This window comes from Litoreibacter albidus, from assembly GCF_900107015.1.
GTDB classification, from domain to species: Bacteria; Pseudomonadota; Alphaproteobacteria; order Rhodobacterales; family Rhodobacteraceae; genus Litoreibacter; species Litoreibacter albidus.
This window is the reverse complement of sequence record NZ_FNOI01000009.1, coordinates 42,336-57,933: the sequence shown is the minus strand read 5'-3', so window position 1 is coordinate 57,933 and position 15,598 is coordinate 42,336. Positions and strand designations below refer to the sequence as shown.

Genomic DNA, 15,598 nt, shown 5'->3' with positions numbered 1-15,598 from the left:
TTCGACGTGCCAGACCAAATCTCCCCGCTGAAGCTGTTAGGAAACCAGACCTTCCGGTCGTTGTGGTTTGCGGCACTGGCGTCGAATTTCGGCGGGCTGGTGCAGGCTGTCGGGGCGGGGTGGCTGATGACGTCGCTGTCGGACTCGCAGTCTATGGTGGCGTTGGTGCAAGGTTCCGTCGCTTTGCCGATCATGATTTTCTCACTGCTCGCGGGTGTTTTCGCCGATAACTTTGACCGACGCCGCGTTATGCTGATCGCGCAGGGCTTCATGTTTGCGGTCTCCATCATCCTGACGTTCATGGCCTTTGAGGGCTGGCTGACGCCGTGGTCACTGCTTGCGTTTACGTTTCTGATCGGCTGCGGCACAGCGCTTCACAATCCATCGTGGCAGGCAACCATGGGCGATATCGTGTCGCGCGAAGAGCTGCCCTCCGCCGTATCGCTCAACAGCATGGGGTTCAACCTGATGCGCAGCGTGGGGCCAGCGGCGGGCGGCGCGATCGTAGCCATTGCGGGGGCTGCGGCGGCCTTTGCGGTCAACGCGCTTAGCTACGTCGCGATCATTATGGCGCTGCTGCGGTGGAAGGCCCCGCCCCGCGACACCCACCTTCCCAGAGAGCCCTTGGGCAGCGCGTTTTCGGCTGGCCTGCGCTACGTTGCGATGTCGCCGAACCTGCAAAAGGTTATCTTGCGCGGGTCGTGGTTCGGCTTCTCCGCGATTGCCCTTCTTGCGCTGTTGCCCGTCATTGTGCGCGACACGCTAAATTCCACGGCCTTCGTTTACGGCATCATGCTGGGCTGTTTCGGTGTCGGCGCGGTGGCGGGCGCGTTCATGAACAACCGCCTGCGAATGCGGTTCAACAATGAGGCCATCGCCAAGGGAGCCTTCACCGTCTACGCGCTGTGTTGCGCCATTCTGGCGCTGAGCGAGCACGCCGCCTTGTCCGGTGCCGCGTTGCTATTCACCGGCGCGTGCTGGGTTTTGGCGATGTCGATGTTTAACGTGACCATCCAGCTGTCGACGCCGCGTTGGGTGGTTGGACGGGCGTTGGCCCTGTACCAGACCGGTGTTTTCGGCGGCATGGCCGCAGGTAGTTTGTTGTGGGGCGTCATCGCACAATCAGGCGGGCCGGAGATCGCGTTGCTGTTCGCCGCCACAATGCTAAGTCTCGGCGCGCTGCTAGGCGCGTGGCTGCCATTGCCCGAATACCACGGGCTGGATCTGGATCCCTCAAACCGTTTCAAAGAGCCGCCCACCCAGTTTGACCTGAACTACCGCAGCGGCCCCGTGATGGTGATGGTCGACTATGAGATCGACCAAGCCGACGTGCCCGAGTTCCTTGCCGTCATGAGCCAGCGGCGACGGGTGCGCATCCGCGACGGGGCGCAGCAATGGGCCTTACTGCGCGACCTGCACCACCCCGAGCATTGGAGCGAAAGTTACCACGTGCCGACATGGGGCGAATATGTGCGCCACAACGAGCGGCGCACCAACGCCGATGTCGGCCTGTATGAGCAGCTTTTGCAACTGCATCGCGGCGAAGGGCCGCCCGTCGTCCACCGGATGATCGAGCGCCAGACTGTGCCGCTGCATGATGACATGTCACCAAAGGTCGACGGCAGTTAAGCTGGCGCTCTGTGCGCGCAGGTGGCGGGTTAGCGGATAAACTGATCCACGTAATCCGCGCCCAGCCCGACCTTTTCATAATGCGCGCGGCACAGGTCGATCTTGGTGAAGACGTCCTCATATCCGGTGTGCTTGCCCCACGGGTCGACATAGTACATCACGCCATTTACCTGAAATAGGGTCATCATTTCCTCAACATCGTCGGGGACGACAAGGGTGTGCGTCTCGCCGGGAGGCTCATAAACGTAGCCGCCTTCCTCTGCGGTCCAGTCATGTTCAAGATACCGCCAGCGACCCTTCAGCACGTAGCCATGCACGGGGTTCGGGTGACGGTGACGGCTTAGAACGCCCGCCTTCTTCACCTTCAAAACATTGACCCAATAGCCTTGGGAGGCGTTCAGGCATAGTGGACGGAAAAAGACGTTTTCGGTTTGCGGCACCCAGATCCGGTCATCTTCAGGAACGGCGTTTGGCACCACTATTTCCGCGCCCGCCTCTTTGGGCATGGCCAGCTGATAGGGCATTCGGGACAGGTCGGGTGTGTCAGTCATATCCGTGCCCCCTACATCACGCCAAAGGTGTCGAGCGCTTGCTGCGCGGACATGCCCTTGCGGATCGCGACTTCCACCTCGTTCTCGGTCTCTACCTTTTCCAGGGCGCGGACGATCACTTCCTCCTCGGCCTCTTTCGGGATCACCAGAACCCCCTCGCGGTCGCCGAACATAAGCGCACCCGGCGCGATGCGAACGCCGCCCATCTCAATCGTAGTGCGGTAGTCGATGACCTTGCCGCGCGGGCCTTGGTCTTGCGCATAAACCCCGCGACAGAACGTTGGAAAATTCAAACCTTCGATCCCGTCGGCATCGCGCACGTAGCCGTCCAGAACGGCGCCTGCTGCTTTCAGATACTGCGCGCGGGTCGACATCAGCTCCCCCCAGAGCGCGTAGCGCAGGGACGCGCCTGTGGCGACATATACTTCCCCCGTTTTCAAGTCATCTAATGCGTCCAGCATCAGCCCGAAGGGCTTGTGCGACAGCGGGCCACGCGCATCAGTGGGCTCATCATCGAAGACGTCGGCCTCCAGCACGGTCATGGCGCGGCCTGCCATTTTGGTGCGCTGTTGCAGCGGCGCGATACCTGCGGGCAGGAACTGGCGGCGCAGGTTCATCTGGTCCATGATGTCGCCAACCACAGCCGTGAACAGGCGGGTGCGCATCAACTCAAACAGCTCTGCGTCATTTTCATAAATCTTGGTCATGGGAAGGTCCTTCTAAAGTCATGCGGCGGAATATCCGCCATCTACGGGAAGAATTGTGCCGGTCACGAAGCCAGCATCAGGGGAGGCAAGGAAGCGTGCCGGCCCAACGACATCGTCGGGCGTGCCCCAACGGCCCATCGGCGTGCGCCCCAAGATGCCAGTGGATTTGCCGTCATCATCGGTGAGCGGTTTCGTCAATGGCGTGGCGATCCAACCGGGGGCCAGCGCGTTCACGCGGATGCCGAAAGGTGCCCACGCAATTGCAAGCGAGCGGGTCAGTTGCCCGATCCCACCCTTGGAGGCCGCATAGGCGGGGGCCACGCCACTGCCGAAAAACGTGAGCATAGACGCGGTGTTGATAATGCACCCTTGGGCCGCCTTCAGGGCAGGCAAGGCCGCGATACAGCAGCGTTGACTGCCGCCCAGATTGATATCCACAACATCCGCGAATCCATCCGCCGTAAATTCCGCACCACCGCGCTGGATCACGCCCGCGCAGTTTACCAGCACATCAAGCGTGGCGATGCCTGCGAAGAACTGCTCCACCGCCGCCGTGTCGCGCACGTCCAGAACGTGCCCCTGCATGCCGCTGGGCAGGTCGGTGCAGGGTTCGTGACCCGTCACTGACACACTGTCGCCTTGCTGCGCAAAGCCGGTTGCAATTGCGCGGCCAATGCCACTGGTGCCGCCAATGACGACGATATTTCTGCTCATTACGTGAGGCTCCTTAATTCGCGGGGGCGGGGCGGGCGTAGCGGCGGCGCAACGCCAAGCCGATCATCACGGCCCAGACCAGCAACGTCAGCCCGCCCAACGTTCCGGCAATCGGGCGCATGAAAAACTCTATCAACTGGCCATCCGCCTTGATCGTGGACTTCATGAAGTTCTCCTCGATCAAGGGGCCAAGGATCAGCGCGAGGATCATCGGGGCCAGTGGGTATTCGTTCTCTTCCAGCACAAAGGCGATGATCCCTAAGATCAGCAGCACCCAGACGTCGAACAGCGTGTTGTTGGCTGCGAAGGCCCCGACCACGCAGAACAGCAAGATGATCGGGAACAGGATATTTTGCGGGATCGAGAGTAGCCGCCGCGACATCAAGATTGCGGCAAACCCCAAGGGCAGCATCAAGACGTTGGCAAGAATGAAGACCGCGAAAATAGCGTTGACCAACCCCGCATCCATGACGAACACCATCGGCCCCGGGGTGATACCCTTCATCAGCAACACGCCGATGAGGATGGCGGTGATCGTGTCACCCGGAATCCCGAAGACGAGGCTGGGCACATAGGCCCCCGACAATGCGGCGTTATTGGCGCTAGAGGCGCTCACGATGCCTTCGGGGTGGCCTGTGCCGAATTTTTCTGGCGTGCGGGACAGCTTTTTGGACAGCGCAAAGGCAATCCACGCCGCGATGTCAGCCCCCGCACCCGGCAGCGCGCCGATGACGCTGCCTAATGTAGAGGACCGAAGAACACCGCCTTTGTATTTCCAGATCGTGCTGAAGACCTCCCGCGTGGCAGGCCCGATATGAAGCGGCGGTGTCTCGGGCGCTTTACCCGGAGACGCGCATTTGCGCAGGATTTCGGTGATCGCAAACATCCCGATCAGGACAGGTATGATCGAGATGCCGCCAATCAGTTCGCCGTCGCCGAAGGTGAACCGTTTGATCCCCATAACCACGTCAATGCCAATGGTTGAGAGCAACAGACCGATGCAAAGCGACAGCACGCCTTTTACCGCGGATCCCTTGCTCACCAAAATCGCGCTGGACAGGCCAAGAAGCGCTAGGAAGAAGTATTCGTAGCTGGAAAAGCCCAAGGAGAACCGTGCAATCTGCGGGGCGGCGATGATCAAAATGGCCACGCCCACCAAACCACCGATGGTGGAGCACACCAGATTGACGCCCAATGCCAACTCCACCTTGCCGCGCTCGCGCATTTTGTAGGCTTCATCGGTATAGGCGGCGGAGGCGGGCGTTCCGGGAATGCGCAACAGCGCGCCAGGTATATCACCGGCGAAAATGGCCGTACTGGTCGCGGCCACAATCGCGCCAATCGCTGGAATAGGGTCTAGAAAGAAGGTCAGCGGAACAAGCAGCGCGGTTCCCATCGTCGCCGACAGACCCGGGATGGAGCCGATCATCAGGCCATAGGCCGCAGCGCCAATAACGATCATCAAAACGTCGGGTTGCATAACCTGTGCAAAGGCTTGGTAAATCGGGAGCATCAGTAGATCACCTCTGTCAGCAGGCCGAGGGGCAGGGGCACGAGCAGCAACCACGCGAACAAGAACCAGATGCCTGCTGTCGCCACCACGGCGATGGGCAAGGCGACCACCGGACGCACCTTCATGATCAGGAGCAAAGCTGCCGTCAGCACAGGCGCCAATAGGGGAAAGCCTACGGTTTTGCTTAGCAAGATGTAGGTGATGACAAACGCAGGCACCGCCAGCATCCGGCCGAACGCTCCGTCAGTTTTCGCCCAATCCTGCACAACAACCAAAGGCGCGCTGGATTTCATACCGGCCCAAATCTGGCTACCACCGGCGACCAACATGATCACCGCGATAATCGTGGGGAATGTTCCCGGGCCGTAGGGTTGGCTTGGAAGGGTGGGGAAGGTCCGCGATTCCACAAGAACCGCAATCGCGAGCAGGACGAATACCCCGCCTAGAATGGCATCATTCAGTTTCACCGCGAACCTCCTTTGGTGTTATTGCTTCAGGCCAAGCTTGCCGATGATTTCGGCATTCGTAGCAGCCGCATCGGTCATAAAGGCGTTGAACTCACCCGCAGGCAGCCAGCGCACACCGAACCCACGGTTCGCCATGAATTCCTGGTAAGTGTCGCCCTCGTAAACCTTCGCGAGTGCCGCCTCCAAACGGGCAACAACGTCGGCATCCAGACCTTTAGGGCCGACGACACCGCGCCATGTGCCACCGACCGATTTGGTGCCAACGGCCTCTTCCGCCGTCGGCACGTCGGGGTAGGCGTCGAGTCTGTCGGCGGACAGCACGGCCAAGGTCTTCACCAGCCCCGCTTCGCGCATGGAGCCCGCTTCCGGCAGGGAGGATGGCACAATCGCCACGCCGCCCGACACGAGTTCCTGAAAGCCCGGCGCCGCACCTTGGCTTGGCACCACAGTGATCGCATTCGGGTCGACACCATTCGCGTTCAAAAACCCAGCGAAGGCCAAATGATATGCCGCGCCGACAGGAAAGCCGGATGCCTTGTATTTACCGGGGTTTGCCTTGATGTCGGCCAATGCTTCGGACGCATCCTGCCAGTCGCTGTTCGCGGACACGTTGAAGGCGGAGGCGTCGAAGTTCACCAAGCCGATGGGTGCCATACCGGCTGGCGAAATATCTGATGTACCGATGGCCGCATAGGTTGTGATCTCTGCCGTCGCCAAGCCGATTGTGTAGCCGTCCGCATCCGCCTCGATCATTGCAGTGTGGCCCACGATGCCGCCCGCGCCTGTGCGGTTCACGACGTTGACGGGTTGGCCAAGCTCGTTGCTCAACCCTTCCGCGATCATGCGGCCCACCGCGTCGGTGCCTCCGCCCGCGGACCAAGGCACGATCATCGTGATCGGGCGTTCGGGGTAGTCAGCCAATGCAGGCAAGCCGAACGTCAGGGCGGCCGCCAGAGTTGTCAGTGCAGTAAACTTCCGCATGGTATTCCTCCTTTTCCATGAAAGTCAGTCGTTCGTGCTCGACGGGCCCTCCGTCGAGGTAATGGGGTCTGGCTCGAACAGGCGAATGGTGTCCCCTTCGCTTTGATTGAGCAGGCGCAACATCGCGGCTTCAGCCGCCAAAGGATCTCGCGCGGCGATCTTTTCCGCGACAAGGCGGTGGTTCTCTAGGTTGCCCACGAAGTTGTAGGGCACGGTGAACAACGCCCGAAAATTCAGCCGCATGGCGTGGATGATTGAGCGGCCGATGGATTTGATGAACCGGTTGTTTGACGCTTCCGACACTGCGATGTGAAACGCCAAGTCAGCTTCCAGAGATGCGCTGGTGTCGACCGCTTCTGCTTGTGCAACCATGTTGGTGTAACTGTCCCAAAGGGTCGCTATCTGTGCGTCCGTTGCACCTCTGGCGGCCTCTTTCGCCGCTGCAGGCTCCACCATGCAGCGCGCGCGCACCAGTTCTTCCATGAAACGACGGTCGTGCATGAAGTGATCAGCCGACCATTCCAACAGGTCACGGTCAAGGACGTTCCACTGCTCACGAGACAGGACCGAGGTGCCGCGCCGCGGGGCAATTTCAACGAGGTTTTTGGCGGCCAAAAGGCGCATCGCTTCGCGCAGCGTATTGCGGGAGACTTCGTATTTCTCTGAAAGCTGCGCCTCCAGCGGGAGCTTTTCGCCCTCGCTATATACGCCCGTTATGATGTCGGAGCCGATTTGACGCGCCACTAAAGAAGAGCCGGATTCCCAGTTTTTGTCAGCCTTAACCATGGTCCGCGTCCTCCCTGACGTGTCACCTGAATTTGCGGTCCTCCTCCAAGGTCAGCGCGAATCCATTGGTAGGATGAATAGACTCATGCGGATATTCAGTCAACAATTTCCCTGTCGTGTCGCAATGAGCAGATGAACGCGGCGTTGGACACTGGCCCCAAAAACGCCCACAAGACCTTATAGAAAACCGAGGGTTCGATGCTGAATTTCACCGCCTGCAAATACTTCTTGGAAGTCGCGCGTCTGCTGTCCATCAGGGCTGCGGCGGACCGCTTGCATGTGGCGCCATCGGCAATCAGCCGCCAAATTTCGAAGCTTGAACACGAGTTCGACGTGCAGCTTCTGGTGCGCCACTCAAACGGTGTGCGACTGACCGCATCGGGGGAGCTTCTGGCCAAGCATATGACCGTTGTTTTTGACCGCATCGACATTGCCAAAGGCGAAATTTCCGATCTGAAAGGGCTGAAAACAGGGCGGGTAGAAATTGCGACGATTGAGGGGATCTCGCGCCCGTTTCTGTCCGAAAACATCGACAGGTTCAGGCAAAAATACCCGTCCATCGAATTTCGCGTTCGCATCCGTGGGCGCGAACGGGTTTTGGAGGCGTTGGAACAGCATCTGTGTCAGATCGGCTTCATCTATGACAACTTTTCTCACCCCTCGATTGAAGAGGTCGGGAAATGGCGCCAGCCACTCCTGGCTTTCGCGCGGCCGGACCATCCTTTCGCTGATGGGCGTCATCTGACGTTGGAGGATTTGCTGCCGGTGCGTTGCGTGCTGCCTGACGACAGCTTTGGCATTCACCATTTGGTAAAGCGCGCCTATGCCAAACTAGGCGCGACGCCGAATACAACGCTGGTTGCCGACCAGTTCCACTTCCTGATCGACCATGCCATTCGTACCAATGCGATCATATATCTGCCACTGCAAGCCGCCCTGACGGAAGCGCAGACAGGCCAGATCGTGCCGTTAAATCTGGAGTGTAGAGACTTCGAGCACCGCTATATCTTCGCCATCGTGCGGCGCGACCAGCAGCTCTCTCCTGCGGCGGCGGAGTTCCTCAAGTTCGTCCTTTTGCAATTCTCAAAAGGCGAAAAATCAGATGCTGAGCTGCTGGCCAAGTTACGCAAGCTTTAGGCGTGAAGTTCCAACATGATGTCGGCCTCAACCGGTGCGTTCAACCCAAGCTCGTGCTGGGTCAACGCGGCGCGGGCGTGCTTGCCGTTTTCCTCGCCCCATAGCTCCACAAACAAGTCGGAGACCCCGTTCAAAACCAGATGCGGTTCCGTAAAACCGGGCGCACAGGACACGTAGCCGATCATCTTGACCACCCGTTTCACACGGTCCAAATCACCCAAAACGGCTTTCATCATTGCCAGATGGTTAATCGCCATCAACCGCGCCGATGCGTAGCCTTCCTCAATGGTTAAATCCGACCCGACTTTGCCGACGTAGGGCAGCACGTCATTGTCGTTTTCGTCAGGTTTGGTGCCCAAGGTGCCGGAGGTGTAGAGCATGTTACCGACGACAACGCCCGGGACATAATTGCCAATTGGTTTCGGGCGGCGCGGCAGCACGATGCCCATGTCGTTCAGGCGGCGTTCTGTTTCGTGTGACATTTTATGCATTCCTTCTGTGATGATGGAAAACTAATCAAAACTTTCACCGCTGCGAGTGCATAAGGCGCAACGCGGCTTTGCCGACTTGGCAACGCTCGGCAGGGGTATCGGGCTCTGATTCCGACCATTATCCCATAAAAACAAATAGTTACGGGAACGAACTTCGCAGACGCAGCATTCAGTCGCCGCGCAGCATGGCAAAATTGCATGCTGGCGTTCTTAGAAACTGGTCATAAGAATTGCGGCATCCGGAACGAAAAGGTACCCGCCGTGAAACATCAATCCCTTGCCCAGATCGCACGAGACTTACGCGACCAAACGGTGTCCGCAACCGCCTTGGTTGAGGGCGCGACGGCCCGTTACAGCGCCACTGATGGCACGCTCAACGCTTATAAGCACTGGGCCGGCGCCGAAGCAAAACAGCAGGCTGAGGCCGTGGATGTGTTGATCAATGCGGGGCACGATCTTGGGCCATTGATGGGGCTACCTATCTCCGTGAAAGACCTTTACGGCGTGCCAAAAATGCCGGTTTTCGCGGGCACTGACACTGAATTCGGCCCCGAATTCCAAGCCGCTGGCCCAGTCGTTCAGGCCGCAAGGGCGCAGTTAGCAATTGTCATGGGCAAGACGCATACGGTTGAATTCGCCTTCGGGGGCATCGGCACAAACGCCCATTGGGGCGCGCCGGTCAACCCGTGGTCAGCGAAAGAGGCTCCTCGGGTCTCGGGGGGCTCCAGCTCTGGGGCGGGGGTATCGTTGGCGCAAGGGTCTGCGCTTGTGGCATTGGGAACCGACACCGCCGGATCAGTGCGCATCCCCGCGTCGTTCACGGGCCAAGCTGCGCTGAAAACAACCATCGGGCGGTGGTCGACCCAAGGCATCGTGCCGCTGTCGCAATCACTGGATACGCCCGGCCTGTTGACCCGCACCGTTGCGGATTTGGCCTATGCTTTTAGCGCCATCGACAGCGATACACGTAAAGTGGACGCGCAAGACGTTGCGGGAGTTCGCATTGGGGTCATCGGGAACGTCGTTTGGGACGATATCGACCCAGCAATTGCCGCCAACACCGAAGCCGCGCTAACCGCGTTGGAGCGCAAAGGCGCGACCGTAACCAAAATGACCCTCCCCGGTGTGGACGACGTTTTGGACATCTTCCGGCAAGGCGGGTTGGCCGCGTCGGAGCTTCGCAGCTTCATGGACACCAACTTCCCTGACCGTATCGCACGCCTCGATCCTGCGGTGCGCGCGCGTATTGAGACGGCTGACCAGATTTCATCGACGGAGTATCTGCGCCGCAAAGCCGTCATGGCGCAGCTGGGGCAAGATGCGCTCAGCGTGTTCGATGAATTTGACGTCCTGATCTGCCCGACCGTACCCGTCAGCGCACCGCTTGTGTCTGACTTGGCGGACGGGGATGCCTACCGAACGGCCAACATGCTGGCGCTGCGCAACACCTCGATCGTGAACTCTTTCGGCTGGTGCGCTGCGACTTTGCCCTCGGGTCTGGATGGCAACGGCGTACCGTCCGGCCTGCAACTCATCGCCCCGCCTATGCAAGAGCGTCGCCTGCTCGCGATTGCGCAAGGTGTGGAGAACACAATCGGCAACGCGCCAGAGCTATTGGGCGCCCCGCCGCTTGCCTAACCAAATAAAAACGAAACCACCAACAGGAGATACCATGTCTATCAAAGCACTTAGCCTATCACTGGCGACAGCACTTACACTTGGCCTTGGCACGGCTGCCACCGCCGCCGACTTTACGTTCACCTTTGCGCATGTGTTGACCGAGGACACGCCAAACGCCCGCGCTGCGGTGCGGTTCAAAGAGGAAGTCGAAGCCAATTCGGACGGCCGTATCGAGATCAACATCCGCCCCGCCGCGCAATTGGGCGGCGACGTGGAAATCATTGAGCAAACCCAGATGGGTCTGATCCACATCGCGATCCCGCCGACCGGCAACTTGGCGAACTTCAACGAAAAGATGTACCTGTTCGACCTGCCATTCCTGCTGGGCGACAATGACGCCATGAAACGTGTGCTCGACGGTGAAGTTGGTACGGAGTTGCTTGGCACGCTTGGTCCGAACAACCTGCACGGCATCGCGATGTGGGGCGCGGGCTTCCGTCACATGACCAACAACGTGCGTCCGATCGATGGTCCTGACGACCTGAAGGGCATCAAGATGCGTACGTTGCAGGCCCCGACGATCCTGTCGACCTACCGTGCGTATGGCGCCAACCCGACTGCCATGGCCTATGTTGAGGTCTACAACGGCTTGCAGCAAGGCGTTGTCGAAGGTCAGGAAAACCCGCTGGCAAACATCGCGTCCATGCGCTTCTACGAAGTGCAAAAATACATGACGCTGACGGGCCACGCCTACCACACCTACGCCGCCGTGATGAACAAGCAGGCATGGGAAAGCCTGCCCGAAGATCTGCAAAAGGTGGTTGAGGACGCGATGATCGTCGGCCGTGATGCGGCACGTGAATACACCAACGAAGACGAAGCCCGTATTCTGGACGAGATCAAAGGTCAGGTGGAAATCCAAGAACTTTCCGCAGAAGGTCGTGCGGCATTCATCGAGGCATCCCAGTCTATCTATGAAGAATTCCGCCCTAAAGTATCGTCTGACCTGATGGACAAAGCGCTCGCCGCGTCCAAGGGCTAAACCAATGCGGGGGACGCAACCATGATCGTAGGATTGAACCGCATCGTTGACTGGATCGAAAACATCTTCGTCACCATGCTTATTCTGACCGCCACCGTTGTCGCAATCGTGCAGGTTATCGCGCGCTATGTCTTCAACAACTCGTTGTACTGGTCGGAAGAACTCATCCTCTATTCGCTGATCACCATGAGCTTTCTGACCATGGGGATGGGGGTTCGCTACGCCTCCCATATCAGCGTCGAGGCGATCTATGCGGTTGCTGGTCCCCGCACGGCGCGCGCACTTCAGATCGGGGCAGGTTGCCTCGGTCTGATCTTCGCGAGCATGCTGATCTACTACGGCACCACGCTATCTTTGAACACAATGCGCATGGGCCAACTGTCACCTGCGATGCGCGTGCCCGTCGGCTACGTCTACCTGATCATACCCGTATCCGGCGCATTCATGGCGCTGCGCTACCTTCTCATTTTGCAATCCTATCTGATCGGACGCGACTACGACGCGCCGCAGGTCGATATAAAAACAAGCTAAGGACCTGACTTCATGGTATCTGCACTGGTTCCCACGTTCTTTGCTTTATTGCTGTTTGGCCTTCCGATCTTTGCCGCGTTGGCGTTATCCGTCGCGGCGGTGTTCTACTTCTGGGGCGGGATTGATCCTGTCGTTGTCCCGATGCGGATGTTCTCGGGCATGAACAACTTTTCCCTCATGTCGATCCCGTTCTTCATTCTCGCGGCTGAGCTGATGCGCATCGGTGGCCTGTCGGATCGCCTGATCGGCCTGGCCCGCGCGATTATCGGCTGGCTTCCCGGCGGTCTTGCGGCGGCAGCGGTCGTTGCCTGCCTGATGTTCGGCTCGATCTCAGGCTCCAGCCCCGCGACGGTGATCGCCATCGGCACCATCATGTATCCGGCAATGGTCAAAGCGGGATATGACCGCTTCTTCTCCATCGGGTTGATCACCACCGCAGGAACGTTGGGCCCAATCGTGCCTCCCTCCATCGCGTTGATTATCTACGGCTCCGTCACTGGCACATCGGTCGGGAAACTCTTTGCGGCGGGGCTGTTGCCAGCGTTGCTTATCGGGGGGATCTTGATCGCCTACGCCTGCTGGTATTCCATACGCAGAAACTACCCGCGCGACCCTTTCCCGACACTCCTGAGCATCTTTACCGCGTTCAAGCGTGCGGCGTGGGGGCTGGGCTTGCCGGTCATTCTGCTGGGCGGGATTTATACGGGCGTTTTCACGCCAACGGAATCCGCGGCGACCGCGTGCCTTTACGGCTGGTTCGTCGGCGTCGTTGTTTACCGCAGTATTTCCTTCCGCGACATGCTGATCGTGCTGCGCAACACAGGGCTTATTTCTGGCCCGCTATTGCTCATCACTGCGGGGGCGTCGGCCTTTTCCTGGCTGTTGGCCAGCACCGGCGCGCCATCGCAGCTTGCTAGCTACATCCTGTCGGGTACCGACAATCCGGTGGAGGTCGTGGCCCTGTTTAACGTGATACTGCTGGTTGCGGGCTGCTTCTTGGACAGCGCGTCCGCGATCATCATTCTCGGCCCGCTTATGCAACCCATCGCGGAGCAGGTGGGGATCGACCCGATTCACTTCGGCGTCATCATGTTGGTCAACCTGTCGGTGGGTATGTTGACGCCGCCCGTCGGCTTGAACCTGTTCGTGGCCATGGGCGTCGCCAAGATGACGTTGTTCGAGATCTTCCGCGCGGCCCTCCCAACCATCTTATTGATGGTCGTGGCCCTGATCGCGCTATCGTACATACCGGTTATCAGCATGTTGTTGCCGGACCTGCTGTTCTAACACCTCCCACGCGCTTCCGCCGTACTGGCGGGGGCGCGTTATACTTCGTCGGGTTTCTGGCTCAACAGCTCCAGAAAATCCTGCATGATGAGCGAATGCTTACGGTCGGTACGCCAGATCGCGCAGATGGGGGTGGAGTAGCCAAAGACCTCCGGCAGCAGCTCATAGAACTCGCCACTCATCAAATCCTGACAATGACGCGGGAAGTAGCCGAGGTAGACACCGCTGCGCACAAGTGCCAAAACCGCCTCTGTCTGGTACACGGTGCTTCCCACGGGAAACTTCTGCTTGCGCTGGCGCAGGCGCTCGCTCTCGAAATATGCGCGGTGAACCAGCTTGTGTTTGCGCACATCGGCTTCGGTTAGGGTCTCACCATTTTGCAGCGCCTTCACCAACGGGTGCTCCCCGCCGCAAAACAGTCCAACGTCCTCTTCAAAAAGCGTCGTATACCCAAGGCTGGGGTGGCGCTGGTAATCAGGCACAATCCCGATGTGCAGCTTGCCGTCGATGATCCCGCGCTCCACCTCGTTGGGGGAGCCGGTCATAAGGTTGATCGTCACGTCAGGCGCAATTTCCTTGAACCGTTGGATCGTCGGGACCAGCGGGTTTTTGACGTCTGACATGGTGAAATCGATCATTCCAATCTCGATTTTGCCCACCATCAAGTTACTGATGCTCGCAATTTTAGAGGTGAATTCATCCGTCGATGCCAAAAACTGATCGATGTAGTCGAACGCCTGCCGCCCTTGCTGTGTCAGATAAAAGCCACTTCTGCCCCTGTGACACAGACGCAGCCCCAGCCGCGTCTCCAGATCAGACAGCTGGCGCGAAATAGTGGAACGCCCAACGCCCAACTCGGTTTGCGCAGCTGACAGCCCGCCGCATTCGATCACCGCCTTGAACACCCGCATCAACCGCAGATCGACATCGTTCACCTTCCCTGAGAACGTCTTTTTACGGCGGGACATACGGCATTTTCCTTTGTGCGTCTTTGTTGCGTGAATATGAAACAATACTTCTCAATGTTCAAATTTATTCGCACCGAAATCTCGCGCTATTCTCCGCCAAAATTGAGGAGGATTTCGTGTGGCTTGGTCAGAGACAGCACTAAACGAATTGCGAGAAAAATTTGCCGATGCAACCGGCGGCGAGCTGCAAAACCCGAACTTTCAACGGATCGCGGATAAGATTTTCTCCGAAGGCGGCAGACGTCCTGCGCCCTATTCGGGGATGCCCACCTTGCTGGACGCACCGCACCGCGCGGTGGATGAGGGCACCGACCTGTCCGATCTGGATGTAGCGCTTTATGGCGTGCCGATGGACCTTGGCGTCACCAACCGTAATGGCTCCCGATTTGGACCGCGTGCGCTGCGCGCGATAGAGCGCGTCGGGCCGTATAACGACGCGTTGGACTGCGCTCCGGTGCATGAAATGGCGGTCGCCGACATTGGTGACGTGCCGTTCCAAAGCCGGTTCGATCTGGCCCAAAGCCATGCGGATATTGAAAAATTCGTAAACAACATCGTGGCGCAAGGTGTTATCCCGATGGCGGTCGGCGGGGATCATTCCATCAGCCACCCGATCCTGAAAGCCGTTGCGGCCAACGGCCCCGTGGGCATGGTTCATATCGACGCGCATTGCGACACTGGCGGATCTTATGAGGGCGAAAAATTCCACCATGGTGGGCCGTTCAGAAATGCCGTGCTTGATGGTCTTCTGGACCCTGAACGCGTGATCCAGATCGGCATACGGGGTGCCGCGAAATACATTTGGGAGTTCTCCGAAATCTCCGGCATGACGGTGGTGGAGGCCGCGAGCATTACTGAGACGGGGATACCGGATATCATCCGCAAGGCGCGCGACGTCATCGGCGACGGCCCCACATATTTCTCCTTCGACATCGACAGCCTTGACCCCGCGTTTGCGCCTGGCACGGGCACACCGGAAGTTGGCGGGCTGACCACCCGCGAGGCAATGGCGCTGATCCGCGGCATGAAGGGCGCGAACTTTGTCGGCGGCGACGTCGTCGAAGTGGCCCCCGCTTATGACCCCACAACCAACACCGCACAAAACGGCGCGCAAATGTTCTTTGAGATTCTAAGTCTCATGCAATTCTCCCCACATCGAACTTCAAAGTAAGGA

General features: G+C 58.9%; 16 protein-coding genes. 7 read left to right on the top strand and 9 right to left on the bottom strand.

The features are described from left to right. Positions 1-6 precede the first annotated feature (6 nt). The gene (locus BLW66_RS16220) at positions 7-1,629 is read left to right on the top strand and encodes an MFS transporter (protein ID WP_089948421.1); all 1,623 of its coding nucleotides are present in this window, start codon (positions 7-9) and stop codon (positions 1,627-1,629) included. Between the two features lie 29 nt (positions 1,630-1,658). Here the strand turns inward: BLW66_RS16220 and BLW66_RS16215 are convergent, their stop codons facing one another. The 7 genes from BLW66_RS16215 to BLW66_RS16185 are packed head-to-tail and all read right to left on the bottom strand — an operon-like array spanning position 1,659 to position 7,348. Continuing rightward, positions 1,659-2,180, bottom strand: a complete 522-nt coding sequence (locus BLW66_RS16215) for a 2,4'-dihydroxyacetophenone dioxygenase family protein (protein ID WP_089948418.1) — start codon at positions 2,178-2,180, stop codon at positions 1,659-1,661. Between the two features lie 11 nt (positions 2,181-2,191). Beyond that, positions 2,192-2,887, bottom strand: coding sequence for an RraA family protein (locus BLW66_RS16210; protein WP_089948415.1), 696 nt, complete (start codon positions 2,885-2,887; stop codon positions 2,192-2,194). Between the two features lie 18 nt (positions 2,888-2,905). Then, positions 2,906-3,601 (bottom strand): SDR family NAD(P)-dependent oxidoreductase, encoded by a 696-nt coding sequence (locus BLW66_RS16205; RefSeq protein ID WP_089948413.1) that lies wholly within the window; start codon positions 3,599-3,601, stop codon positions 2,906-2,908. Positions 3,602-3,614: 13 nt separating this feature from the next. Continuing rightward, positions 3,615-5,114 (bottom strand): tripartite tricarboxylate transporter permease, encoded by a 1,500-nt coding sequence (locus tag BLW66_RS16200; protein WP_089948411.1) that lies wholly within the window; start codon positions 5,112-5,114, stop codon positions 3,615-3,617. After that, positions 5,114-5,581 (bottom strand): tripartite tricarboxylate transporter TctB family protein, encoded by a 468-nt coding sequence (locus BLW66_RS16195; RefSeq protein WP_089948409.1) that lies wholly within the window; start codon positions 5,579-5,581, stop codon positions 5,114-5,116. Before BLW66_RS16195 ends, BLW66_RS16200 begins: the two co-directional genes overlap by 1 nt. 18 nt (positions 5,582-5,599) lie before the next feature. Beyond that, positions 5,600-6,562: a tripartite tricarboxylate transporter substrate binding protein gene (locus tag BLW66_RS16190; RefSeq protein WP_089948406.1), complete on the bottom strand. Its 963-nt coding sequence runs from the start codon at positions 6,560-6,562 to the stop codon at positions 5,600-5,602. Positions 6,563-6,586: 24 nt separating this feature from the next. After that, on the bottom strand, positions 6,587-7,348 hold the full coding sequence (locus tag BLW66_RS16185) for a FadR/GntR family transcriptional regulator (protein ID WP_089948403.1): 762 nt from the start codon (positions 7,346-7,348) through the stop codon (positions 6,587-6,589). Between the two features lie 198 nt (positions 7,349-7,546). Here BLW66_RS16185 and BLW66_RS16180 point away from each other — a divergent pair, with 198 nt between their 5' ends. Continuing rightward, complete coding sequence (locus tag BLW66_RS16180) at positions 7,547-8,485, top strand: LysR family transcriptional regulator (RefSeq protein WP_089948400.1); 939 nt, start codon at positions 7,547-7,549, stop codon at positions 8,483-8,485. Here BLW66_RS16180 and BLW66_RS16175 read toward each other — a convergent pair. Further along, a complete protein-coding gene (locus tag BLW66_RS16175) occupies positions 8,482-8,967 on the bottom strand; it encodes a RidA family protein (RefSeq protein ID WP_089948397.1) in 486 nt (161 codons plus the stop codon). The two genes, BLW66_RS16180 and BLW66_RS16175, sit on opposite strands and share 4 nt — an antisense overlap. A gap of 270 nt (positions 8,968-9,237) precedes the next feature. Here BLW66_RS16175 and BLW66_RS16170 point away from each other — a divergent pair, with 270 nt between their 5' ends. The 4 genes from BLW66_RS16170 to BLW66_RS16155 are packed head-to-tail and all read left to right on the top strand — an operon-like array spanning position 9,238 to position 13,456. Beyond that, positions 9,238-10,614 carry an amidase gene (locus tag BLW66_RS16170; RefSeq protein ID WP_211664288.1) on the top strand — a complete coding sequence of 459 codons (1,377 nt, stop codon included), beginning with the start codon at positions 9,238-9,240 and terminating at the stop codon, positions 10,612-10,614. A 34-nt stretch (positions 10,615-10,648) separates the two neighbouring features. Continuing rightward, positions 10,649-11,638: a TRAP transporter substrate-binding protein gene (locus tag BLW66_RS16165; RefSeq protein ID WP_089948392.1), complete on the top strand. Its 990-nt coding sequence runs from the start codon at positions 10,649-10,651 to the stop codon at positions 11,636-11,638. 21 nt (positions 11,639-11,659) lie between these two features. Continuing rightward, positions 11,660-12,169, top strand: coding sequence for a TRAP transporter small permease (locus BLW66_RS16160; RefSeq protein WP_089948389.1), 510 nt, complete (start codon positions 11,660-11,662; stop codon positions 12,167-12,169). Between the two features lie 12 nt (positions 12,170-12,181). Then, the gene (locus BLW66_RS16155) at positions 12,182-13,456 is read left to right on the top strand and encodes a TRAP transporter large permease (RefSeq protein ID WP_089948387.1); all 1,275 of its coding nucleotides are present in this window, start codon (positions 12,182-12,184) and stop codon (positions 13,454-13,456) included. Positions 13,457-13,494: 38 nt separating this feature from the next. On the opposite strand, the gene BLW66_RS16150 is transcribed toward BLW66_RS16155, so the two are convergent. After that, a complete protein-coding gene (locus BLW66_RS16150; protein ID WP_089948384.1) occupies positions 13,495-14,424 on the bottom strand; it encodes a LysR family transcriptional regulator in 930 nt (309 codons plus the stop codon). Positions 14,425-14,542: 118 nt separating this feature from the next. Between BLW66_RS16150 and speB the strand changes: the two genes are divergently transcribed. Beyond that, the gene (speB, locus tag BLW66_RS16145; RefSeq protein WP_089948381.1) at positions 14,543-15,595 is read left to right on the top strand and encodes an agmatinase; all 1,053 of its coding nucleotides are present in this window, start codon (positions 14,543-14,545) and stop codon (positions 15,593-15,595) included. Positions 15,596-15,598: the final 3 nt, after the last annotated feature.

Coding starts and splice junctions, on each gene's coding strand:
- BLW66_RS16150 (WP_089948384.1), bottom strand. CDS start 14,424: ATGTCCCGCCGTAAAAAGACGTTCTCAGGGAAGGTGAACGATGTCGAT.
- BLW66_RS16210 (WP_089948415.1), bottom strand. CDS start 2,887: ATGACCAAGATTTATGAAAATGACGCAGAGCTGTTTGAGTTGATGCGC.
- BLW66_RS16165 (WP_089948392.1), top strand. CDS start 10,649: ATGTCTATCAAAGCACTTAGCCTATCACTGGCGACAGCACTTACACTT.
- BLW66_RS16215 (WP_089948418.1), bottom strand. CDS start 2,180: ATGACTGACACACCCGACCTGTCCCGAATGCCCTATCAGCTGGCCATG.
- BLW66_RS16200 (WP_089948411.1), bottom strand. CDS start 5,114: ATGCTCCCGATTTACCAAGCCTTTGCACAGGTTATGCAACCCGACGTT.
- BLW66_RS16160 (WP_089948389.1), top strand. CDS start 11,660: ATGATCGTAGGATTGAACCGCATCGTTGACTGGATCGAAAACATCTTC.
- BLW66_RS16185 (WP_089948403.1), bottom strand. CDS start 7,348: ATGGTTAAGGCTGACAAAAACTGGGAATCCGGCTCTTCTTTAGTGGCG.
- BLW66_RS16190 (WP_089948406.1), bottom strand. CDS start 6,562: ATGCGGAAGTTTACTGCACTGACAACTCTGGCGGCCGCCCTGACGTTC.
- BLW66_RS16205 (WP_089948413.1), bottom strand. CDS start 3,601: ATGAGCAGAAATATCGTCGTCATTGGCGGCACCAGTGGCATTGGCCGC.
- BLW66_RS16155 (WP_089948387.1), top strand. CDS start 12,182: ATGGTATCTGCACTGGTTCCCACGTTCTTTGCTTTATTGCTGTTTGGC.
- BLW66_RS16175 (WP_089948397.1), bottom strand. CDS start 8,967: ATGTCACACGAAACAGAACGCCGCCTGAACGACATGGGCATCGTGCTG.
- BLW66_RS16180 (WP_089948400.1), top strand. CDS start 7,547: ATGCTGAATTTCACCGCCTGCAAATACTTCTTGGAAGTCGCGCGTCTG.